A 19,626-nucleotide genomic window follows, 5' to 3' on the forward strand; every position below is an offset into this window, starting at 1 on the left:
CGCTCACTCCGCCGCCTGGCGCTTCTTCAGCGGCCGCCGCTCCAGCAGTTCCTTGAGGAACTGGCCGGTATAGGATTTCTCGACCTTGACGATATCCTCGGGCGTGCCCTCGGCGACGATCGTGCCGCCGCCGTCGCCGCCCTCGGGGCCGAAGTCGAGGATCCAGTCGGCGGTCTTGATGACTTCGAGATTGTGCTCGATGACCACCACGGAATTGCCCTGATTGACCAGCTCCTGCAGCATTTCCAGAAGCTTGGCGACGTCGTGGAAATGCAGGCCGGTGGTCGGCTCGTCGAGGATGTAGAGCGTGCGGCCGGTCGACTTCTTCGACAGTTCCTTGGCCAGCTTGACGCGCTGCGCCTCGCCGCCCGACAGCGTGTTGGCCTGCTGGCCGACCTTGATATAGCCGAGCCCCACGTCGAACAGCGCCTGCAGCTTGTCGCGCACCGCCGGCACGGCGGAGAAGAAGTCGACGCCTTCCTCGACCGTCATGTCCAGCACGTCGGCGATCGACTTGCCCTTGAAGGTGACGTCGAGCGTCTCGCGGTTGTAGCGCTTGCCGTGGCAGACGTCGCAGGTGACGTAGACGTCGGGCAGGAAGTGCATCTCGATCTTGATCACGCCGTCGCCCTGGCAGGCCTCGCATCGGCCGCCCTTGACGTTAAAGGAGAAGCGGCCGGGCTGGTAGCCGCGGGCCTTGGCTTCCGGCAGGCCGGCAAACCAGTCGCGGATCGGGGTAAAGGCGCCGGTATAGGTGGCCGGGTTGGAACGCGGGGTGCGACCGATCGGCGACTGGTCGATGTCGATGACCTTGTCGATGAACTCGAAGCCGTCGATGCGGTCGTGCTCGGCCGGGTTTTCGCGCGCGCCCATGACGCGCCGGGCGGCGGCCTTGTAGAGCGTTTCGATGAGGAAGGTCGACTTGCCGCCGCCCGAGACGCCGGTGACGGCGGTGAACACGCCGAGCGGGATGGCGGCGGTGACGTTCTTCAGATTGTTGCCGCGCGCGCCGACGACCTTGACCTGCTGGCCCTTCTTCGGCTTGCGGCGTTCGGAGGGTACGGCGACGCCAAGCTCGCCGGTCAGGTATTTGCCGGTCAGCGATTTCGGATGGGCCATGATGTCCTGCGGCGAGCCCTGGGCGATCACCTCGCCGCCATGGATGCCGGCCGCCGGGCCGATGTCGACGACGTAGTCGGCGGACAGGATCGCGTCCTCGTCATGCTCGACGACGATGACCGTATTGCCGATGTCGCGCAGGTGCTTCAGCGTATCGAGCAGGCGCGCATTGTCGCGCTGGTGCAGGCCGATCGACGGCTCGTCGAGCACGTAGAGCACGCCGGTGAGCCCTGAGCCGATCTGCGAGGCAAGCCGGATGCGCTGGCTCTCGCCGCCCGAGAGGGTGCCGGAATTGCGCGACAGGCTCAGATAGTCGAGGCCGACGTCATTGAGGAAGGCGAGGCGCTCGCGGATCTCTTTCAGGATGCGAACGGCGATTTCGTTCTGCTTGGCCGTCAGCTTTTCCGGCAGGTCGACGAACCAGTTGCGGGCGACGCGGATCGACATCTCTGTCACCTGGCCGATATGCAGGCCGTTGACCTTGACCGCCAGCGCCTCGGGCTTCAGGCGGAAGCCGTTGCACGACGGGCAGGGGGCCGCCGACATGTAGCGTTCGATCTCCTCGCGGGCCCAGGCGCTGTCGGTCTCCTTCCAGCGCCGCTCGAGATTCGGCACGATGCCCTCGAAGGTCTTGGTCGTGGTGTAGGAGCGCGCGCCGTCGGCATAATGAAAGTCGATTTTCTCCTCGGTGCCGTAGAGGATCGCCTTCTGCGCCGCCTCTTTGAGATCGGACCACTTGCTCGAAAGCTTGAAGCCAAAAGCCTTGCCGAGCGCATCGAGCGTCTGGTCGTAATAGGGCGAGGAGGATTTCGCCCAGGGTGCGATCGCGCCGTCGTTCAGCCGGCGTTGGCTTTCCGGCACGATCAGCGCGGTGTCGATCTTCTGCTGGAAGCCGAGGCCGTCGCAGGTCGGGCAGGCACCGAAGGGGTTGTTGAAGGAGAACAGGCGCGGCTCGATCTCCGGAATGGTGAAGCCGGAAACCGGGCAGGCGAACTTTTCCGAAAACAGCACGTGCTCGTGGGTGTCGTTGAGCGACTTGTTGGCGCTGCCGCCGGCCGCCGTCTCTTCGGGCGGCAACGGCTTGTCGGCGAATTCGGCGATCGCCAGCCCGTCGGACAGAACGTGAAGGCAGGTCTCGAGGCTGTCGGCCAGCCGGCTTGCGATGTCGGGCCTGACCACGATGCGGTCGACGACCACGTCGATGTCGTGCTTGTACTTCTTGTCCAGCACCGGCGCCTCGGCGATCTCGTAGAACTGGCCGTCGATCTTGACGCGCTGGAAACCCTTCTTCATCAGGTCCGCGAGTTCCTTCTTGTACTCGCCCTTCCGGCCGCGCGCGATCGGCGCCAGGATGTAGAGGCGGGTGCCCTCCTCGAAGGACAGGATTCGGTCGACCATCTGGGAGACCGTCTGGCTCTCGATCGGCAGGCCGGTCGCCGGCGAATAGGGCACGCCGACGCGGGCGAACAGGAGTCGCATGTAGTCGTAGATCTCGGTGACCGTGCCGACCGTCGAACGCGGATTGCGCGAGGTCGTCTTCTGCTCGATCGAGATTGCCGGTGACAGGCCGTCGATCTGGTCGACATCCGGTTTCTGCATCATTTCGAGGAACTGCCGGGCATAGGCCGACAGGCTCTCGACATAGCGGCGCTGGCCTTCCGCATAGATGGTGTCGAAGGCGAGCGAGGACTTGCCCGAGCCGGACAGGCCGGTCATGACGATCAGCGAATTGCGCGGCAGATCGAGGTCGATGCCCTTGAGATTGTGCTCGCGCGCGCCGCGGATGGAAATATGCTTCAAATCGCTCATAGGGACTGGTCTCGACTGGACAAAGCTCTGCAGGGAGGGCGCTCGGGAGGAGGGCTCTCCTTATTTAGTGACGCCCGCGCCCCTGTCGAGCGCCGGGAGTGGATTAAAGGGTGGCAAAATGATTCTATTGACAGCATCCTAGTGCATTACTAGAACAAATAAAGAACATTTTCGTTGTGGATTAACCCCGATCGCCACCCAACCGCAGGATGGTTTGGTTTAAGGTGGGCGGATTTCTCTGTTTCGGAGCCGCATGATGGCGGCAGCAAGGTGAGTAGTATGGCTGGCAGCGTCAACAAGGTAATTTTGATCGGCAATCTTGGCGCCGACCCGGAAATCCGCCGGACCCAGGATGGCCGGCCGATCGCCAATCTGCGTATCGCCACGTCGGAAAGCTGGCGCGACAAGAACACCGGCGAGCGCAAGGAAAAGACCGAGTGGCACACCGTGGTGATCTTCAACGAAGGTCTCTGCAAGGTCGCCGAGCAGTATCTGAAGAAGGGCTCGACGGTCTATATCGAAGGCCAGTTGCAGACCCGCAAGTGGCAGGACCAGAGCGGCCAGGACCGTTACTCGACCGAAGTCGTGCTACAGGGCTTCAACGGCAACCTGACCATGCTCGGCGGTCGTGGCGATGCTGCCGGCGGCTCGCGCGGCGGCGGCGAATTCGGCGGCGGCTATAGCGGCGGTGGCGACGACTACGCCGCGCCGGCACCCCAGCGCGGCGGCGGCCAGCAGCGGGGAGGGGCAAGCGCACCCCCATCGGGCGGCTTCTCCCGCGATCTCGACGATGACATCCCGTTCTGATGTCTAGCGGCGCTTCGGCGCCGCTTTTTTGTTGTGGGCGTTCGGCGGGAAGCCCGGTCTGAAATGCATGATTTACGATGGATACTAGGGGGTATCACTATGGAAGAGACAAAACCGCAGGCCGGTCCCGCGACATGGCGCATCATCCTGGCCTTCCTGCTGGACTTCTTCACCGCCTTCTTCGTGCTCGGCTTTGCCGTCGCATCGGTGGCGGGCGGACGCACGGAGGAGGGGTTCCAGTTGAACGGGCTGCCGGCGCTTATCCTGTTCGCGCTGGTCATCGCCTATTTCATCGTGTTCAACCGCTACCTCGGCGGCACGATCTGGAAGCGCATCCTGAAGGCGCAGCGCTGAGTTTGCCCACAGGCGGCGGTCAAGCTTCGGCCATCCCTCGCGTCAGCCTGGGAAGGCCGATTTCACACCGTCGACCACGAACTGCACCGAAAGCGCCGCCAGCAGCACGCCCAGCAGGCGGGTGAGCAACGCCCGGCCGGTGACACCGAGGAAGCGGTTCAGCCGCTCGGCGAGGATCAGTGCGGCAAAGACCAGCGCCAGGCAGACGGCGATGACGCCGATCAGTTGGATCTTGCCGGCCATGCCGTCCATCGTGCCGGCGATCAGCACGGTGGCGGAGATCGCGCCAGGTCCGGCGATCAGCGGGATTGCCAGCGGAAAAACCGCCAGATTGTGGATGTGGTCCTTGGTGATTGCGGCATCGGTAGTCTTTTCCTTACGCTCGTTACGCTTCTCGAAAATCATCTCGAACGAGATGACGAAGAGCATCAGGCCGCCGGCGATGCGGAAAGCACCCATGGAAATGCCGAGCGCACCAAGAATGCTGGCGCCGAACAGGGCAAAGACGGCGAGGATGGCGAAGGCGATCAGCGAACCGCGCACCGCGACCTGCTTGCGCTCGCCGCGGGTCATGCCCTGGGTCAGGCCGAGGAACAGAGGCGCCAGTCCCGGCGGATCGACCGTGACCAGCAACGTCGTGAAGGCGTTGATCATCGAATCCGTGCCGATCATGGTTATTCCCCCGCTTTGCCGGAACATTTAAATGCCAGCCGCACGCCCTTGGCAAGTTCTTGATCGGCCGGCCTTTCCCACGCCCCAAAAGGCTGTTTATAACCGCCTTGTGAGTCCGGGCAAAATTGGCGCTTTCCGGCCCTTTCAGCTATAAACTCCGCAGTGATTCCGAACAAAGATCGTGACCTGATTTGACTGAGCAAAACACTCCCGGCGGCGGCAAGTATCCGCAAGGCATTGAGCCGATTTCCATCATGGAGGAAATGCAGCGGTCGTATCTCGATTACGCGATGAGCGTCATCGTGAGCCGCGCACTTCCCGACGTCCGCGACGGTCTGAAGCCGGTGCACCGACGCATCCTGTTTTCGATGAGCGAAATGGGCATCGACTGGAACAAGAAATATGTGAAGTCGGCGCGCGTCACAGGTGACGTGATGGGTAAATACCATCCGCACGGCGATGCCGCGATTTACGACGCGCTGGCCCGCATGGCGCAGGACTGGTCGCTGCGGCTGCCGCTGATCGACGGCCAGGGCAATTTCGGCTCGGTTGACGGCGACCCGCCGGCGGCCCAGCGTTACACGGAATGCCGCCTGCAGAAGGTTGCCCATTCGCTGCTCGATGACCTCGACAAGGATACTGTCGACTTCCGTGAGAACTATGACGGCACGATGCAGGAACCGTCCGTCGTTCCGGCACGGTTCCCCAACCTGCTGGTCAACGGCGCCGGCGGCATCGCGGTTGGCATGGCGACCAATATTCCGCCGCACAACCTGGCTGAAGTGATCGACGGATGTATCGCGCTGATCGACGATCCGGCGATCGAGCTATCCGATCTGATACAGATCATTCCAGGCCCGGACTTCCCGACCGGCGCAATGATCCTCGGTCGTTCCGGCATCCGGTCCGCCTATGAGACCGGGCGCGGCTCGGTCATCATGCGTGGCGTTGCGCGCATCGAGCCGATGCGCGGCGACCGTGAGCAGATCATCATCTCGCAGATTCCCTATCAGGTGAACAAGTCGACGATGATCGAGAAGATGGCCGAATTGGTGCGCGACAAGCGCATCGAGGGCATTTCCGACCTGCGCGACGAATCCGACCGCGAAGGCTATCGCGTCGTGATCGAACTGAAGCGCGACGCCAATGCCGACGTCATCCTCAACCAGCTCTATCGCTACACCCCGCTGCAGACCTCGTTCGGCTGCAACATGGTTGCGCTCAACGGCGGCAAGCCGGAACAGATGACGCTGCTCGACATGCTGCGCGCCTTCGTTTCCTTCCGGGAGGACGTCGTCAGCCGCCGCACCAAGTTCCTGCTGCGCAAGTCGCGCGACCGCGCCCATGTGTTGGTCGGCCTCGGCATCGCGGTGGCCAATATCGACGAGGTGATCCGCGTGATCCGTCAGGCGCCCGATCCGCAGACGGCGCGCGAACAACTGATGGAACGCCGCTGGCCGGCGTCCGATGTCGAGAGCCTGATCCTGCTGATTGACGATCCGCGCCACCGCATCAACGAGGACATGACCTACAATCTGTCCGAGGAGCAGGCGCGCGCCATTCTCGAACTGCGCCTCGCCCGCCTGACGGCTCTCGGACGCGATGAAATCGACGAAGAACTGAACAAGATCGGCGGCGAGATCAGCGACTATCTCGACATCCTGTCGTCGCGCGTCCGTATCCAGACCATCGTCAAGGACGAACTCACCGCCGTGCGTGACGAATTCGGCACGCCGCGCCGCACCGAGATCATCGAGGGCGGCCTGGAAATGGACGACGAGGATCTGATCGCCCGCGAAGACATGGTCGTCACCGTGTCGCATGCCGGCTACATCAAGCGCGTTCCGCTCGCCACCTATCGCGCCCAGCGCCGCGGCGGCAAGGGCCGTTCCGGCATGGCGATGAAGGACGAGGATTTCGCCACCCGCCTGTTCGTCGCCAATACGCACACCCCGGTTCTGTTCTTCTCCTCGCGCGGTATCGTCTACAAGGAAAAGGTCTGGCGCCTGCCGATCGGTACGCCGACCTCGCGCGGCAAGGCGCTGATCAACATGCTGCCGCTGGAGCCCGGCGAACGCATCACCACGATCATGCCGCTCCCCGAGGATGAAACGAGCTGGCAAAACCTCGACGTCATGTTCTCGACGACGCGGGGCACGGTTCGTCGCAACAAGCTCTCCGACTTCGTGCAGGTGAACCGCAACGGCAAGATCGCCATGAAGCTCGAGGAAGAGGGCGATGAGATCCTGTCGGTGGAAACCTGCACCGAACTGGACGACGTGCTGCTGACCACGGCGCTTGGCCAGGCAATCCGCTTCTCCGTCGATGACGTCCGCGTGTTTGCCGGTCGCAATTCCATCGGCGTGCGCGGTATTTCGCTCGCCGAGGGCGACCGGCTGATTTCGATGACAATTCTCCATCACGTGGATGCCGAACCATGGCAGCGTGCCGCCTATCTCAAGCGTTCGGCTGCCGAGCGTCGCGCGAGTGGCGTGGATGAAGAGGACATCGCGCTCGTCGGGGAAGAGGTGACTGAGGAAGGTCAGCTTGACGAGCAGTTTTATGAGGAAATGAAGGCACGCGAGCAGTTCGTCCTGACTGTCTCGGAGCGCGGTTATGGCAAGCGGTCGTCGTCTTATGACTTCCGCATCTCCGGTCGCGGCGGCAAGGGTATCCGTGCCACCGACACGTCGAAGACGGCGGAAATCGGCGAACTGGTTGCCGCCTTCCCGGTCGAAGACAAGGACCAGCTGATGCTCGTCTCCGACGGCGGCCAGTTGATCCGAGTCCCGGTTGACGGCATCCGTATCGCCAGCCGCGCCACCAAGGGCGTCACCATTTTCTCGACCGCCAAGGATGAAAAGGTCGTCTCGGTCGAGCGCATCAGCGAGCCGGAAGGCGAAGACGAGGGCGAACTCGAAGAGGCCCTGGCAGGCGAGGGGCCCGTGCCGGACGTCGCCGAGGGGGCCGTGCCGGACGTGGCGGAGCCCCCCGCAGCGACCGACACCCAAGAATGACGAAAAGGCCCGCCGGAAACGGCGGGCCTTTTCGTTGGAGGCAATCGGAACTTGAGGGTGTCTTGGGGGGGCACCTGCGACGTCAGCCATGAGGCTGCTCGGCAGGCAGGGGTCAGAAGACCCGCTGACGTTTCTTCAGTGCGCGGAATTCGTCGTCTTCACGGCGAAGGGCGTTGACCGTCGAAGCGACGGAAGCGAGGAACATGCCGCAGATCAAGGCGGCCAGAACGGTCAGGCTCGTAAACATGTTCTTTCAATCCTTCCTGCTTCGGCAGTTTCTTCAATAGGCGTCTATCCGCCGGCGGTCAGCGGTGCAGCGGGTAATAGCTGGACGCCAGTTGCGGGCCGTAGCTGTTCGCGTCGGCCTTGTCATTCATGTAGAAGGTGGCGGAGGTGGCGAGCATCGCCGTCATCATGCCGACCCACACCAGATTGATCATCGTAACCTTGTCGTGCATCTAAGTCGTCCTTTCGGATTTTTTCGGCTTGGATAACCGTGAAAATGCGCGGCGCGGACAAACGTTCCGCACCATTCAATCGTTTTTAGTGAAGGCGATCTGAAACGTGTCTTAACGCTCCATTCATCTGGCGTTCATCTTCGCGAAAAGAGGCGGATGGCCGATGGTCCTTCGGCCTCGAGATGGGCGCGCAGGGTCAGCAGGCCGAGCTCGGTGAAAAGAGCTGCGAGAACGGCAAAAATGGCTAGAAGCGCGAGCATATGAGTCCCCTTGCATGCGACCGTTGGCATGTCTGCGTGCCAAGTCTGGAGGAATATGAACGATGCGGACTGAAGCCGCCTTGAACGGAACATTCATTCGTCGTTCATCCGCAGGGCAGGGATGGATCGGGCCCAAATCACTTGCGGCCCTCGCGCTTCCATGACAAAAGGCGTCGAAACAATTTTCGGGCGCCCATGACGATCGCATTCTATCCCGGCTCATTCGATCCGATGACTAACGGCCATCTCGATGTGCTCGTGCAATCGCTGAACGTGGTATCGAAGGTGATCGTCGCGATCGGCGTCCATCCCGGCAAGAAGCCGCTGTTCAGCTATGAGGAGCGCGCGGACCTGATTGGCACAGCCATCGCCGAGACCCTGCCCGAGCGCGCCGGCGACGTTTCGGTCGTCGCCTTTGATGGCCTCGCTGTCGATGCGGCCCGCAAGAATGGCGCCAAGCTGCTGATCCGGGGCCTGCGCGACGGCACCGATCTCGACTATGAGATGCAAATGGCCGGCATGAACCACCAGATGGCGCCGGACCTGCAGACCGTATTCCTGCCGGCGGGTACCGCCTCGCGGCCCATTACGGCCACATTGGTACGCCAGATCGCCTCCATGGGTGGCGATGTCAGTGCCTTTGTGCCGCCCGCCGTCCTCTATGCGCTAAAGTCCAAACTCTCGCGCTGATCGTCGTTCAAGCCATTGGAGTGATCATGAAACTCTTTCAAATTGCCGCAGCCCTGTTCATTGCCGTCGCAACAGCCGGTTCGGCGATCGCCGCCTCGGAGGACAACACCTTGACCATCCAGTTGAAGGACGGTCCGGTCGTCGTCGAGCTTATGCCCGAGGTCGCACCGAAGCACGTCGCGCAAATCAAGGAACTGGCCTCCAAGGGCGAGTATGACAATGTCGCCTTCCACCGCGTCATCGAGGGCTTCATGGCCCAGACCGGCGACGTCGAGTTCGGCGACATGGAGGACGGCTTCAATGCCGGCCGCGCCGGCACCGGCGGCTCCAAGCTGCCTGATCTTCCGGCCGAGTTCTCCAAGCTTCCCTTCGAGCGCGGCGTCGTCGGTATGGCCCGCTCGCAGGATCCGAACTCCGCCAATTCGCAGTTCTTCATCATGTTCGCCGACTATCCGCCGCTGAACGGCGAGTATACCGTCGTCGGCAAGGTCGTGTCCGGCATGGAATTCGTCGACAAGATCAAGCGCGGCGAGGGAGGCAACGGCGAAGTTTCCGATCCCGACCGCATGATCAAGGTCACCGTCGGCAAGCAGTAACAATCGGGCATCCGCCCCAAAGAGGAGAAATATCATGGCCGAGATCAAGGATCCGGAAAACACCATCATCATGGAAACGACCAAGGGCAAGGTCGTGATCGCGCTCTTCCCGGATCTGGCCCCCGGCCATGTCGCACGCGTCAAGGAACTGTCGCGCGAAGGCGCCTATGACGGTGTGGTCTTCCACCGCGTTATCGAGGATTTCATGGCGCAGACCGGCGACGTGCAGTTCGGAAAGCAGGGTTCCGACAGCTTCAATCCGGCCCGCGCCGGCATGGGCGGCTCGCAGAAGCCGGACCTCCAGGCCGAATTTTCGGCCACCTCGCATGTGCGCGGCACCTGCTCCATGGCGCGCTCGCAGAGCCCGAACTCGGCCAATTCGCAGTTCTTCATCTGCTTCACCGATGCGCCGTGGCTCAACAAGCAGTATTCGGTCTGGGGCCAGGTCATCGAGGGCATGGACGTCATCGACCAGGTCAAGAAGGGCGAACCGGTGCGCGATCCCGACTCGATCGTTTCGATGAAGGTCGCCGCCGACGCCTGATCGGGCTTGCTTTGGTGACCCGCCCCGGCGTATCGCGCCGGGGCGGGTTTTCGCGTTTTGAGGAGTTGCCGTCGCGATGCGCGTAGACCAGTTCGATTTCGATCTTCCCGACGAGAATATCGCACTTAGGCCGATGAGCCCACGCGACCAGGCGCGGCTGCTCGTCGTCCGGCCGGATGGCGCGCCGGTGCTCGAAGACGCCCGGGTCTGCGACCTGCCATCCTTCCTGAAAGCCGGCGACGCCTTGGTGTTCAACGACACCAAGGTCATCCCGGCCCAGCTCGAAGGCGTGCGGCTGCGCGACGGGGCGGAGCGCACGCCGGTTTCCGCCACGCTGCATATGCGCATGGATGCCAGCCGCTGGAAGGCCTTTGCCCGGCCGGGCAAGCGCATCAAGCTCGGCGACCGGATCGAATTCGGCCATTCCGGCAATGCCTGCCTGCTCGGCACGCTTGGCGCCGTCATCGAGGAAAAGGGCGAAGCGGGCGAGGTGACGCTTCGCTTCGACTTCTCCGGCGCCGCTCTCGACGAGGCGATCGCCACTGTCGGCCATATTCCGCTGCCGCCCTATATCGCTTCCAAGCGTGACGAAGACGAGAAGGACCGGACCGACTACCAGACCATGTACGCGAAGGAGGAGGGGGCTGTTGCCGCCCCGACCGCCGGCCTGCATTTCACGCCCGACCTCTTTGCCCGGCTCGATGCCGCCGGGATCGAGCGCCATTTCGTCACGCTGCATGTCGGCGCCGGCACGTTTCTGCCGGTGAAGGCCGAAGACACCGCCGACCACAAGATGCACCACGAGATCGGCCAGGTCTCGCGCGCCACCGCCTCGGCGCTCAATGCGGTCAAGGCCCGCGGCGGGCGGATCGTCTCGGTCGGCACCACGTCGCTGCGCCTGCTCGAAAGCGCCACCTCCGAGGCGGGCGAAATCCTGCCCTGGTCCGGCGCGACCGACATCTTTATCACGCCGGGCTACCGCTTCAGGGCGGTCGACGTGCTGATGACCAATTTCCATCTGCCGAAATCCACGCTGTTCATGCTGGTCTCGGCCTTTGCCGGCCTCGACACCATGCGGGCGGCCTACGCCCACGCGATCGCGGACGGCTACCGATTCTATTCCTATGGCGATACCAGCCTGCTCTTCCGGGACAAGGGCTAACGAGGTGCTCAAAGGAGCTTGCGATCTTTTCGGACAAGAAGGCTACACGGATATCTCAGCCGGCGAGTTGTGCGTCGAATACGAATTGCTTTCCAGACGTCAGACAATGATAGATCGAAGTAACTGGCTGATTGAGCACTTAGATCCCGTTGAAAACGTATTGCTCGACATGGAAGGACATATCCTTCTGGGACAAGTCACCGGCTGCTTCGTCAATGGTATGGATGCCGCGACGATTATTTGCGCTGTAGCATTCGTAGAAAGGCTCCTCACGGATGCATTGGAGATGAGGGGACGAGACCACACGACAAAGCGCGGGCTCGGAAACATATTATCCGAACTCGAAAAACTGAATCTGATGGATCCATTTTTGGTTTCGCGCCTACAGCATCTTAACAGGGTGCGAGTGAATTTTACGCACGATAAGGGCCCGGACAGCGAATACTCACTGTTTCAACGCAAGTTGAGAATCGTAAGGCGCTGGCCAGATGTAGAGTTTCCTGAAGAGCTTATCTTACGCAACGATGCGAGAGAGGCGATCTGTTTTTGCTATCTCTTGGCGGAACGTGTTCAACGACACTTCCCCCGACTAAATCTCCCCGGTCATCCCAGCATTAGTGAAGAACTAAAAAATGTCCCCATCTTTCGAATTTAAGCTCAAGGCCACATCGGGCAAGGCCCGCCTCGGCGAGATTTCCATGCCGCGCGGCGTAATCCGCACACCGGCCTTCATGCCGGTCGGCACGGTCGGGACGGTCAAGGCGATGTATCTCGACCAGGTCAGGGAAGGGGGCGCCGACATCATTCTCGGCAATACCTATCACCTGATGCTGCGCCCCGGTCCGGAGCGCGTGGCGCGCCTCGGCGGCCTGCACGAGCTGATCCGCTGGCCCGGGCCCATCCTCACCGATTCGGGAGGCTTCCAGGTCATGTCGCTCTCGGGCCTGCGCAAGCTCGACGAGCAGGGCGTGACCTTCAAGAGCCATGTCGACGGCTCGACCCATTACATGTCGCCGGAACGCTCGATCGAGATCCAGGGCATGCTCGACAGCGACATCCAGATGCAGCTCGACGAATGCGTGGCGCTGCCGGCCGAACCGAAAGACATCGAGCGGGCGATGGAAATGTCGCTGCGCTGGGCCGAGCGCTGCCGCGTCGCGTTTGGCGAACAGCCGGGCAAGGCGATGTTCGGCATCGTCCAGGGCGGTGACATTCCGGACCTGCGCGTCCGCTCGGCCGAGGGCCTGAAGCAGCTCGACCTCAAGGGCTATGCGGTCGGCGGCCTGGCGGTCGGCGAGCCGCAGCACGTCATGCTGGAAATGCTCGGCATCACGCTGCCGGTCCTGCCGAGGGCAAAGCCGCGCTACCTCATGGGCGTCGGCACGCCGGACGACATCCTCAAATCGGTGGCCGAGGGTATCGACATGTTCGACTGCGTCATGCCAACCCGCTCCGGCCGCCACGGCCTGGCGTTCACCCGCCGCGGCAAGGTCAATATCCGCAATGCCCGTCATGCCGAGGACATGCGGCCGCTCGACGACCAGTCGAACTGTCCAGCCAGCCGCGACTATTCCCGCGCCTATCTGCATCACCTGGTCCGCTCGAACGAGGCGCTGGGCGGCATGCTCCTGTCGTGGAACAACCTCTCCTACTATCAGGAACTGATGCAGGGCATCCGCAAGTCGATCGAGGAAGGCCGCTTCGAAGACTTCAAGGCGGAGACACAGGAGATGTGGGCACGGGGCGACATCGATCCGGTGTGAAGGGGCGGCGGGAGAACCGACGGCGCTTGTTGGCCGTGCGCCGCATTCAACCCCAATTCCCCTCCCAACCCCTCCCCACAAGGGGGAGGGGCTAACGTCGAGCGCGGAGCGAACCACTCGTCTTCTCCCCCCTCGTGGGGGGTGCGGAACGGTCCGCGCAGCGGAGCAATCGATCCTGTGAATCGATTGCAGTGACAAACGCCGGCAGCCCAGAGGGGGCCTTTTGCGCCGCGGCAATGCGATCACCTGCTGGCGGGTCGGCTGGAAGTCCGGCGAACGTGCCTTAGTCGCTGAGCCGGCCGGCGAGAAATTCCCCGGCCAGTTCAATACCTTCCGCCGAAATCGTATGGTCGACACCCGGAAGGATCCGGCTTTCGACGTCAACGCCCAGGCCCTGTAAAATGGCAGTGGCCTTGACTGTCTCGGCAGCCGGGATCACCGAATCCGCAGCGCCATGGACGAGCAGGACCGGCGTCGCCTGGCCCGGCGAAAGCGGAAGCGGCGAGGCGAGGCGGCCGGAGAAACCGACGATCGCGCCGACCGGCCAACGTCCGGATGCAAGCGCGTCGAGCGCCATGATCGTGCCTTGCGAAAAGCCGACGAAGGCGACGCGGTCGAGCTTGTCAGCAAATCCATGTGTCTCGATTATCTCACCAATGACACGGTCGAAATCGGCGCGCGCGGCCTTGATGCGGCTGGCCCGGTTATCCTCGGTCACGCCGGCAATGCTGAACCACTGATGGCCCATGCCGTAAGGAAAGGGGAAGGGGGCATCGGGTGCGGCAAAGGCCGTGCCGGGCAGGGCGTCGCGCAAGCGGCCGGCAAGGGGCCGCAGGTCCGCGCCCCTGCTACCCACCCCGTGCAGGAAAATCACGAGGCGTGTTGCATCTTGCATGATCAGGTCCTCGGCAGCGAGACGGGATCGAGGCCGGGCAGGTCCGGACCGACCGGCACGATCCGGTTCGGATTGAGCGCCTTGATCGAGTAATAGCCGTGCTTGATGTGCGGGATGCTGACCGTCTCGCGCACGCCGAGCAGGGCGAGGATGCGCAGCATGTAGGCGGACAGCGCCGCATAGTCGGCAAGACGCCGCAGGTTGCACTTGAACAGGCCGTGATAGGCGGCGTCGAAGCGGACGAGCGTGACGAACAGCCGGATATCCGCCTCGGTCAACTGGTCGCCGCTCAGATAGGCGCGGTCGTCGGACAGCCGGGCTTCCAGCGTGTCGAGCATGTGGAACACGTCACCGAAGGCTTCCTCGTAGGCGCCTTGCGTCGTGGCAAAACCGGCGCGATAGACGCCGTTGTTGAGCTTCGGGTAGATTTCGGCGTTGAGCGCCTCGATCTCGTCGCGCAGCGCTTCGGGGTAGAGGTCGATTTCATGCTTCGCCAGCGCTCCGAAACCAGAATTCATCATGCGGAGGATCTCGGCCGACTCGTTGTTGACCATGGTTCCGGTCTTCTTGTCCCACAGCACCGGCACGGTGGCGCGGCCCGTATAGGTGGGGTCGGCTTTGGTGTAGATCTCGTGCAGGTAGGTCGCGCCATTGACGGCATCGCGGTCGGCGCCGGGGAAATCGCCGAAGCGCCAGCCGAAATCGGTAAGCACGGGCTCGACCACCGAGACCGAGATGACCTCTTCGAGGCCCTTCAGCTTGCGGCCGATCAGGGTGCGCGAGGCCCAGGGGCAGATCAGCGCCACATAGAGGTGATAGCGGCCGGCCTCGGCCTTGAAACCGCCCGTACCGGTCGGTCCGGCTTCGCCGTCGACGGTCACCCAGTTGCGAAAACCCGAAGTCTGGCGCACGAAGCCGCCCTTGGCGTCGGTCGCCTGTACCGGCTGCCAGTCGGCCGTCCATTTTCCGTTGACGAGCATTGTGTGTCTTTCTCCGGGGTTGCGTGGAGACTACACATAGGGCACGCCGACGCTTGGCGAAACGTCTCAGGCTCGCTACAAACCGTTGCCGGATGCCGAACAATGGGCAGATCGGTGCGTGCGCAGGGTGACGACAGTGTCGCAGGCGATCAATATCGAATATATTCGATATATGGAGACGGCGGATTGACGGTGGAAGAGGGCGAGATCGAAGCATTGGTGCCGACGCCCCGCATGCTGGCCTGGTCCCGCAATTCTACGCTCTATCGGTTGTCGCGCCGGATGATGACCGAGCGAGAACTTTCCGACGCCATCGCCCGCAAGTCCAGGCAGAAGTTCGAGGGTATTTCGGAGGCGCAGGTGAAGGCTCTCTCGGCCGCGGCGGTGGAGTTCGGCCGCACCATGCTGGCGCTCGACGATACGGCCTATGCCGAGATCCGCACGCGCTCGTCGGCGCGCGGCGGCAAGTCGAAGCGCGCCATCGGCCGCAAGCTGATCGAGAAGGGCATCGATCGCGAGATCGTCCAGCAGGCGCTGGAAGAAACCGACGATTTCCACTCGGCCCTGGTCTTTGCCCGCAAACGAGCCTTCGGTCCGTTCCGCCGTCCTGACGTCGAGGTCGACGACAAACGTCGGGCGAAGGAGTTCTCCGCTTTCGCCCGCAACGGCTTCGGCTTCGAGATCGGCCGAAGGGTGATGGCGATGGAACGTGAGGAGGCGGAGGAGATTTTGGCGGACCGGCCGTTTGTCTGATGCCGGGGAACCCTGCGGATAAACCCAAGGGAAGCCCTGGATCGGACAGGGCCAACCCACACGATAGGATCGCATAAGATAGATTATGGAACTTTAGCGTCAGTCAATCGGCTGCGGCAGCGCAAAGCACCATGACCTTGGTCAATGTCAGAACGCGTGGAATGTCAGCGTCGTCAGCGTGCGATCGACATCGGGAATATCCACGAAGATCGCATTCACATATCGGCCGACATCCTCACCCTTGGGAACGTAGATCTTGGCCAGCAGATCATATTCGCCGCTCGTCGAATAGAGTTCGGAGACCACTTCCTTCTCGTAGATGCGATCGGCGACTTCGTAGGTCTTTCCCGGACGGCAGCGAACCTGGATAAAGATGCAGTTCATGATTTCTTCCTTCCCACGTTTCCGTCATGTTACCAATGATATACGACTGGTTCCTGAAGCCTTGGACAAGCCTATCAGAGTTCGACTGTGGTTTCGAACACCAGTTGGTCATAGGCCGGCTCGACATGCGGCGGCGTCTCGGCCATCACCGTCTCGTAGTCGAGCGGAATGTGCATGTGGGTCAAATAGGCGTGGCGCGGCTTCAGCCGTTCGATCCAGCCGAGCGCCTGTTCCAGCGACAGATGGCTCGGATGGTGCCGGTATTGCAACGCGTCGATGATCAGCACGTCGAGGTCGTTCAGTTTGGCAACGGTCTCGTCGGGGAAATCGCTGACGTCGCAGCAATAGGCAACATCGCCGATTCTGAGACCCAGTGAAGGAATGTCGCCATGTTGCTGGACAAGCGGCTGGAAGCGGATCCTACCGCCCTTGCCCGTGATCTCCAGCGGGCGCGACAGATCCTCGATGACGATCGGCAGGACGATCGGCGGATAGTTGCTACCGGCCGGCGTATCGAGGCAATAGCCGAACCCCTGTCGAATGCGCGCCATGGTGTCGGCCTCGGCATAGATCGGAATGCGATGCTTCTGCATGACGAAATAGCCGCGCAGGTCGTCGATGCCGTGCAGATGGTCCGCATGGGCATGCGTATAGATCGCCGCATCGACATGCTGCACCTTGGCGGCGATCATCTGCTCGCGAAAGTCCGGCCCGGTATCGACGATCACGGTGGTCATGCCGCCGTCGGGCGCGATCTGCTGCACCATGAAGGATGCGCGGGTGCGCCGATTGCGCGGATTGTTCGGATCACAGGCGCCCCAGTCGCCGTTGATGCGCGGAACGCCCGGCGACGACGCGCATCCGAGGATCGTGAAGCGGCGGCGATAGATCATGCTCAGAGCCTCGGCATCTTGGAAAAGATACGGAAGGCATTCTCTGTGGTGATCCGCGCCATCTCGTCGACGCTGACACCCATGGTCTCGGCCAGCACTTCGGCCGTGTTGACCACATAGGACGGTTCGTTGCGTTTGCCGCGCCAGCGCTTCGGCGCCAGATAAGGCGCGTCAGTCTCGACCAGCAGCCGGTCGAGCGGCAGGCCCTTGGCGATGTCGCGCAACTCCGTCGACTTCGGAAAAGTCAGTATGCCGGAGAAGGATACATAGCCGCCGAGCTCTATGCCCGTCTTTGCCAGCGCTTCACCGGACGAGAAGCAGTGCAGGATGAAAGGGAAGGCCCCCTTCCCCATTTCCTCGGTCAGGATCGCCGCCATGTCCTCGTCGGCGCTGCGGCTGTGGATGACCAGCGGCAGCTGCGTGCGGCGCGAGGCCTCGATCTGGCGCAGGAACCCGGTTTTCTGGTCTTCCGGCTTCTGCGTGTCGTAGAAATAGTCGAGCCCGCATTCGCCGATGGCGACGATCTTGTCGTGACTTTTGGCCAGGCGGACGAGGTCGTCGGCCGTGACGTCCAGTTCCTCGTCGGCATTGTTCGGATGGGTGCCGACCGAGCAGAAGACTCCCGGATAGCGTTCCGTCAGGGCCAGCAGCGTGTCGAGCTTCTTCACCCGGGTGGAGATCGTCACCATCTGGGCGACGCCAGCCTCTCTTGCACGGGCGACCAGTTCGTCGCGTTCCGCGTCGAAATCGGCGAAGTCGAGATGGCAATGGGTATCGATCAGCATCGCGTCATCAGGCCTTTGCTTCGGCTTCCGGTGCCACGTAGCGCGGGAAGACCGGCGCCGGCGCCTGAAGCTCGGTGCCGGGCGTCAGACGGCCGGCTTCTCCGAGCGCGGCGAAATCGCGCTTGTCGGCGGGCGCGGCGACCAGATCCAGGAGCTTCGCAGCCGAATCCGGCATGATCGGCTGGAACAGAATGGCGATCTGGCGCACCACTTCGGCCGTGACATAGAGCACGGTTTCCATGCGCGGCACGTCGGTCTTGCGCAGCACCCAGGGTTCCTGCGCGGCGAAATAGCGGTCGGCCTCGTTGACCGTGCCGATGATGGTGGCGACGGCCTTGTGGATCGCCTGCTCGGCCATTTCCGCGCGGCAGGTGGCGAGCATGGCGTCGGCGATCGCAAGCATCGCCTTGTCGGCGTCGGTCAGCGGACCGGGCGCGGGGATCTTGCCGTCGCAGTTCTTGGCGATCATCGACAGCGAACGTGAGGCGAGATTGCCGATGCCGTTGGCGAGGTCGGCGTTGATGCGGGTGGCGATCGCCTCGGCGCTGTAGCTGCCATCGTGTCCGAACGAGACTTCGCGCAGGAAGAAATAGCGCACCTGGTCGAGGCCGAAATGGTTGACCAGGTCGACCGGGTCGACGACGTTGCCGAGCGACTTCGACATCTTCTCGCCCTTGTTGAGCAGGAAGCCGTGAGCGTAGACGCGCTTGGGCAGCGGCAGGCCCGCCGACATCAGGAAGGCCGGCCAGTAGACGGCGTGGAAGCGGATGATGTCCTTGCCGATGATGTGTACGTCGCACGGCCAGTACTTGGCGCGCGGGCCATCCTCATCTTCGACATAGCCGGTCGCGGTGATGTAGTTGGTCAGCGCGTCGACCCAGACATACATGACGTGCTTGGGATCGTTCGGAACCTTGATGCCCCAGTCGAAGGTGGTGCGCGAAATCGACAGGTCCTTGAGACCGGATTTCACGAACGAGATCACCTCGTTGCGGCGCTCGTTCGGACCGATGAAATCGGGCTGGTCCTGGTAGAGCTTCAAGAGCTTGTCCTCATAGGCCGAGAGGCGGAAGAAATAGCTCTCCTCCTCGACCCATTCGACCGGCGTGCCTTGCGGCCCGTAGCGCACGCCATCGGCGCGCACCTCGGTCTCTTCCTCCTGGTAATAGGCTTCGTCGCGAACCGAGTACCAGCCGACATAACTGTCCTTGTAGATGTCGCCGTTCTTCTCCATCCGGCGCCAGACTTCCTGGACCGTCGTGTGGTGGCGCTGCTCGGTGGTGCGGATGAAATCATCGTTCGACGAATTGAGCATCCGACCCATTTCGCGGAATTCGTCGGAATTGCGCTTGGCGAGATCCTCGACCGCAATGCCTTCGGCCCGCGCCGTCTGCTGCATCTTCTGGCCATGCTCGTCCGTTCCGGTGAGGAAGAAGACGTCCTTTCCGTCGAGCCGCTGGAACCGCGCCATGGCGTCGGTGGCGATCAGCTCGTAGGCATGGCCGATATGCGGCTTGCCGTTCGGATAGGCGATGGCTGTGGTGATGAAGTAGGTGTCGTTCATGGTCGGTTTTATGATCCGCGTCGATTGCGCCTGTGGGAGTATCGCCGGTTCTTAGAGCATTCTTGCGCCTTTAGAAACAGGCGTTTTATCGAAGCCCTGCCCTGCGCCACGATGATGGCGC

General features: G+C 62.4%; 21 protein-coding genes. 10 read left to right on the plus strand and 11 right to left on the minus strand.

Going from position 1 to position 19,626, the window contains the following annotated elements:
• Positions 1 to 3 precede the first annotated feature (3 nt).
• Complete coding sequence (gene uvrA / locus ACWPVA_RS06315; protein WP_454286871.1) at positions 4 to 2,928, minus strand: excinuclease ABC subunit UvrA; 2,925 nt, start codon at positions 2,926 to 2,928, stop codon at positions 4 to 6.
• Between the two features lie 279 nt (positions 2,929 to 3,207).
• On the opposite strand from uvrA, the gene ACWPVA_RS06320 reads away from it, so the two are divergent.
• Both ACWPVA_RS06320 and ACWPVA_RS06325 read left to right on the plus strand, forming a co-directional pair.
• On the plus strand, positions 3,208 to 3,735 hold the full coding sequence (locus ACWPVA_RS06320) for a single-stranded DNA-binding protein (protein ID WP_454286872.1): 528 nt from the start codon (positions 3,208 to 3,210) through the stop codon (positions 3,733 to 3,735).
• A gap of 99 nt (positions 3,736 to 3,834) precedes the next feature.
• Complete coding sequence (locus ACWPVA_RS06325) at positions 3,835 to 4,089, plus strand: hypothetical protein (protein ID WP_454286873.1); 255 nt, start codon at positions 3,835 to 3,837, stop codon at positions 4,087 to 4,089.
• 42 nt (positions 4,090 to 4,131) lie between these two features.
• On the opposite strand, the gene ACWPVA_RS06330 is transcribed toward ACWPVA_RS06325, so the two are convergent.
• Positions 4,132 to 4,761, minus strand: coding sequence for a MarC family protein (locus ACWPVA_RS06330; protein ID WP_454286874.1), 630 nt, complete (start codon positions 4,759 to 4,761; stop codon positions 4,132 to 4,134).
• A gap of 191 nt (positions 4,762 to 4,952) precedes the next feature.
• Here ACWPVA_RS06330 and gyrA point away from each other — a divergent pair, with 191 nt between their 5' ends.
• Positions 4,953 to 7,778 carry a DNA gyrase subunit A gene (gyrA, locus tag ACWPVA_RS06335; RefSeq protein WP_454286875.1) on the plus strand — a complete coding sequence of 942 codons (2,826 nt, stop codon included), beginning with the start codon at positions 4,953 to 4,955 and terminating at the stop codon, positions 7,776 to 7,778.
• 112 nt (positions 7,779 to 7,890) lie between these two features.
• Here gyrA and ACWPVA_RS06340 read toward each other — a convergent pair whose 3' ends face one another.
• From ACWPVA_RS06340 to ACWPVA_RS06350, 3 genes are all read right to left on the minus strand, one after another.
• On the minus strand, positions 7,891 to 8,025 hold the full coding sequence (locus tag ACWPVA_RS06340) for a hypothetical protein (RefSeq protein WP_454286876.1): 135 nt from the start codon (positions 8,023 to 8,025) through the stop codon (positions 7,891 to 7,893).
• 58 nt (positions 8,026 to 8,083) lie between these two features.
• On the minus strand, positions 8,084 to 8,236 hold the full coding sequence (locus ACWPVA_RS06345) for a hypothetical protein (RefSeq protein ID WP_454286877.1): 153 nt from the start codon (positions 8,234 to 8,236) through the stop codon (positions 8,084 to 8,086).
• A gap of 134 nt (positions 8,237 to 8,370) precedes the next feature.
• On the minus strand, positions 8,371 to 8,496 hold the full coding sequence (locus ACWPVA_RS06350; RefSeq protein ID WP_454286878.1) for a hypothetical protein: 126 nt from the start codon (positions 8,494 to 8,496) through the stop codon (positions 8,371 to 8,373).
• A gap of 195 nt (positions 8,497 to 8,691) precedes the next feature.
• Here ACWPVA_RS06350 and coaD point away from each other — a divergent pair, with 195 nt between their 5' ends.
• The 6 genes from coaD (at position 8,692) to tgt (ending at position 13,251) form a co-directional block, all read left to right on the plus strand.
• Positions 8,692 to 9,186 carry a pantetheine-phosphate adenylyltransferase gene (gene coaD / locus ACWPVA_RS06355; protein WP_454286879.1) on the plus strand — a complete coding sequence of 165 codons (495 nt, stop codon included), beginning with the start codon at positions 8,692 to 8,694 and terminating at the stop codon, positions 9,184 to 9,186.
• A 26-nt stretch (positions 9,187 to 9,212) separates the two neighbouring features.
• Complete coding sequence (locus tag ACWPVA_RS06360; RefSeq protein ID WP_454286880.1) at positions 9,213 to 9,782, plus strand: peptidylprolyl isomerase; 570 nt, start codon at positions 9,213 to 9,215, stop codon at positions 9,780 to 9,782.
• Between the two features lie 34 nt (positions 9,783 to 9,816).
• Positions 9,817 to 10,326: a peptidylprolyl isomerase gene (locus ACWPVA_RS06365; protein ID WP_454286881.1), complete on the plus strand. Its 510-nt coding sequence runs from the start codon at positions 9,817 to 9,819 to the stop codon at positions 10,324 to 10,326.
• Positions 10,327 to 10,402: 76 nt separating this feature from the next.
• Complete coding sequence (gene queA, locus ACWPVA_RS06370; RefSeq protein ID WP_454286882.1) at positions 10,403 to 11,488, plus strand: tRNA preQ1(34) S-adenosylmethionine ribosyltransferase-isomerase QueA; 1,086 nt, start codon at positions 10,403 to 10,405, stop codon at positions 11,486 to 11,488.
• Positions 11,451 to 12,143 carry a hypothetical protein gene (locus ACWPVA_RS06375; protein WP_454286883.1) on the plus strand — a complete coding sequence of 231 codons (693 nt, stop codon included), beginning with the start codon at positions 11,451 to 11,453 and terminating at the stop codon, positions 12,141 to 12,143. Before queA ends, ACWPVA_RS06375 begins: the two co-directional genes overlap by 38 nt.
• Positions 12,121 to 13,251 carry a tRNA guanosine(34) transglycosylase Tgt gene (tgt, locus tag ACWPVA_RS06380; RefSeq protein WP_454286884.1) on the plus strand — a complete coding sequence of 377 codons (1,131 nt, stop codon included), beginning with the start codon at positions 12,121 to 12,123 and terminating at the stop codon, positions 13,249 to 13,251. Before ACWPVA_RS06375 ends, tgt begins: the two co-directional genes overlap by 23 nt.
• 283 nt (positions 13,252 to 13,534) lie before the next feature.
• Here tgt and ACWPVA_RS06385 read toward each other — a convergent pair whose 3' ends face one another.
• Positions 13,535 to 14,146 (minus strand): alpha/beta hydrolase, encoded by a 612-nt coding sequence (locus ACWPVA_RS06385; protein ID WP_454286885.1) that lies wholly within the window; start codon positions 14,144 to 14,146, stop codon positions 13,535 to 13,537.
• Positions 14,147 to 14,148: 2 nt separating this feature from the next.
• On the minus strand, positions 14,149 to 15,126 hold the full coding sequence (locus tag ACWPVA_RS06390) for a glutathione S-transferase family protein (RefSeq protein WP_454286886.1): 978 nt from the start codon (positions 15,124 to 15,126) through the stop codon (positions 14,149 to 14,151).
• A gap of 186 nt (positions 15,127 to 15,312) precedes the next feature.
• Between ACWPVA_RS06390 and recX the strand changes: the two genes are divergently transcribed.
• Positions 15,313 to 15,879, plus strand: a complete 567-nt coding sequence (recX, locus tag ACWPVA_RS06395) for a recombination regulator RecX (protein ID WP_454286887.1) — start codon at positions 15,313 to 15,315, stop codon at positions 15,877 to 15,879.
• A 147-nt stretch (positions 15,880 to 16,026) separates the two neighbouring features.
• On the opposite strand, the gene ACWPVA_RS06400 is transcribed toward recX, so the two are convergent.
• The 4 genes from ACWPVA_RS06400 to metG all read right to left on the minus strand — a co-directional run bounded on the left by ACWPVA_RS06400 (position 16,027) and on the right by metG (position 19,505).
• The gene (locus ACWPVA_RS06400; RefSeq protein ID WP_454286888.1) at positions 16,027 to 16,263 is read right to left on the minus strand and encodes an Lrp/AsnC ligand binding domain-containing protein; all 237 of its coding nucleotides are present in this window, start codon (positions 16,261 to 16,263) and stop codon (positions 16,027 to 16,029) included.
• 74 nt (positions 16,264 to 16,337) lie between these two features.
• Entirely contained in the window at positions 16,338 to 17,156 is an 819-nt protein-coding gene (locus ACWPVA_RS06405; protein ID WP_454286889.1) for an MBL fold metallo-hydrolase, read from the minus strand.
• A gap of 2 nt (positions 17,157 to 17,158) precedes the next feature.
• Positions 17,159 to 17,941: a TatD family hydrolase gene (locus ACWPVA_RS06410; RefSeq protein ID WP_454286890.1), complete on the minus strand. Its 783-nt coding sequence runs from the start codon at positions 17,939 to 17,941 to the stop codon at positions 17,159 to 17,161.
• Positions 17,942 to 17,948: 7 nt separating this feature from the next.
• The gene (metG, locus tag ACWPVA_RS06415) at positions 17,949 to 19,505 is read right to left on the minus strand and encodes a methionine--tRNA ligase (RefSeq protein ID WP_454286891.1); all 1,557 of its coding nucleotides are present in this window, start codon (positions 19,503 to 19,505) and stop codon (positions 17,949 to 17,951) included.
• Between the last annotated feature and the right edge of the window lie 121 nt (positions 19,506 to 19,626).

Source organism: Rhizobium arsenicireducens, from assembly GCF_964021225.1.

Excerpts from the sequence above, each read along its gene's own strand:
- ACWPVA_RS06405 (WP_454286889.1), bottom strand. The coding sequence starts at position 17,156 with ATGATCTATCGCCGCCGCTTCACGATCCTCGGATGCGCGTCGTCGCCG.
- ACWPVA_RS06330 (WP_454286874.1), bottom strand. The coding sequence starts at position 4,761 with ATGATCGGCACGGATTCGATGATCAACGCCTTCACGACGTTGCTGGTC.
- metG (WP_454286891.1), bottom strand. The coding sequence starts at position 19,505 with ATGAACGACACCTACTTCATCACCACAGCCATCGCCTATCCGAACGGC.
- ACWPVA_RS06325 (WP_454286873.1), top strand. The coding sequence starts at position 3,835 with ATGGAAGAGACAAAACCGCAGGCCGGTCCCGCGACATGGCGCATCATC.
- ACWPVA_RS06385 (WP_454286885.1), bottom strand. The coding sequence starts at position 14,146 with ATGCAAGATGCAACACGCCTCGTGATTTTCCTGCACGGGGTGGGTAGC.
- queA (WP_454286882.1), top strand. The coding sequence starts at position 10,403 with ATGCGCGTAGACCAGTTCGATTTCGATCTTCCCGACGAGAATATCGCA.
- coaD (WP_454286879.1), top strand. The coding sequence starts at position 8,692 with ATGACGATCGCATTCTATCCCGGCTCATTCGATCCGATGACTAACGGC.
- tgt (WP_454286884.1), top strand. The coding sequence starts at position 12,121 with ATGTCCCCATCTTTCGAATTTAAGCTCAAGGCCACATCGGGCAAGGCC.
- ACWPVA_RS06410 (WP_454286890.1), bottom strand. The coding sequence starts at position 17,941 with ATGCTGATCGATACCCATTGCCATCTCGACTTCGCCGATTTCGACGCG.
- ACWPVA_RS06345 (WP_454286877.1), bottom strand. The coding sequence starts at position 8,236 with ATGCACGACAAGGTTACGATGATCAATCTGGTGTGGGTCGGCATGATG.
- uvrA (WP_454286871.1), bottom strand. The coding sequence starts at position 2,928 with ATGAGCGATTTGAAGCATATTTCCATCCGCGGCGCGCGCGAGCACAAT.
- ACWPVA_RS06320 (WP_454286872.1), top strand. The coding sequence starts at position 3,208 with ATGGCTGGCAGCGTCAACAAGGTAATTTTGATCGGCAATCTTGGCGCC.
- ACWPVA_RS06340 (WP_454286876.1), bottom strand. The coding sequence starts at position 8,025 with ATGTTTACGAGCCTGACCGTTCTGGCCGCCTTGATCTGCGGCATGTTC.
- ACWPVA_RS06365 (WP_454286881.1), top strand. The coding sequence starts at position 9,817 with ATGGCCGAGATCAAGGATCCGGAAAACACCATCATCATGGAAACGACC.
- ACWPVA_RS06400 (WP_454286888.1), bottom strand. The coding sequence starts at position 16,263 with ATGAACTGCATCTTTATCCAGGTTCGCTGCCGTCCGGGAAAGACCTAC.
- ACWPVA_RS06375 (WP_454286883.1), top strand. The coding sequence starts at position 11,451 with ATGGCGATACCAGCCTGCTCTTCCGGGACAAGGGCTAACGAGGTGCTC.
- ACWPVA_RS06350 (WP_454286878.1), bottom strand. The coding sequence starts at position 8,496 with ATGCTCGCGCTTCTAGCCATTTTTGCCGTTCTCGCAGCTCTTTTCACC.
- ACWPVA_RS06390 (WP_454286886.1), bottom strand. The coding sequence starts at position 15,126 with ATGCTCGTCAACGGAAAATGGACGGCCGACTGGCAGCCGGTACAGGCG.
- ACWPVA_RS06360 (WP_454286880.1), top strand. The coding sequence starts at position 9,213 with ATGAAACTCTTTCAAATTGCCGCAGCCCTGTTCATTGCCGTCGCAACA.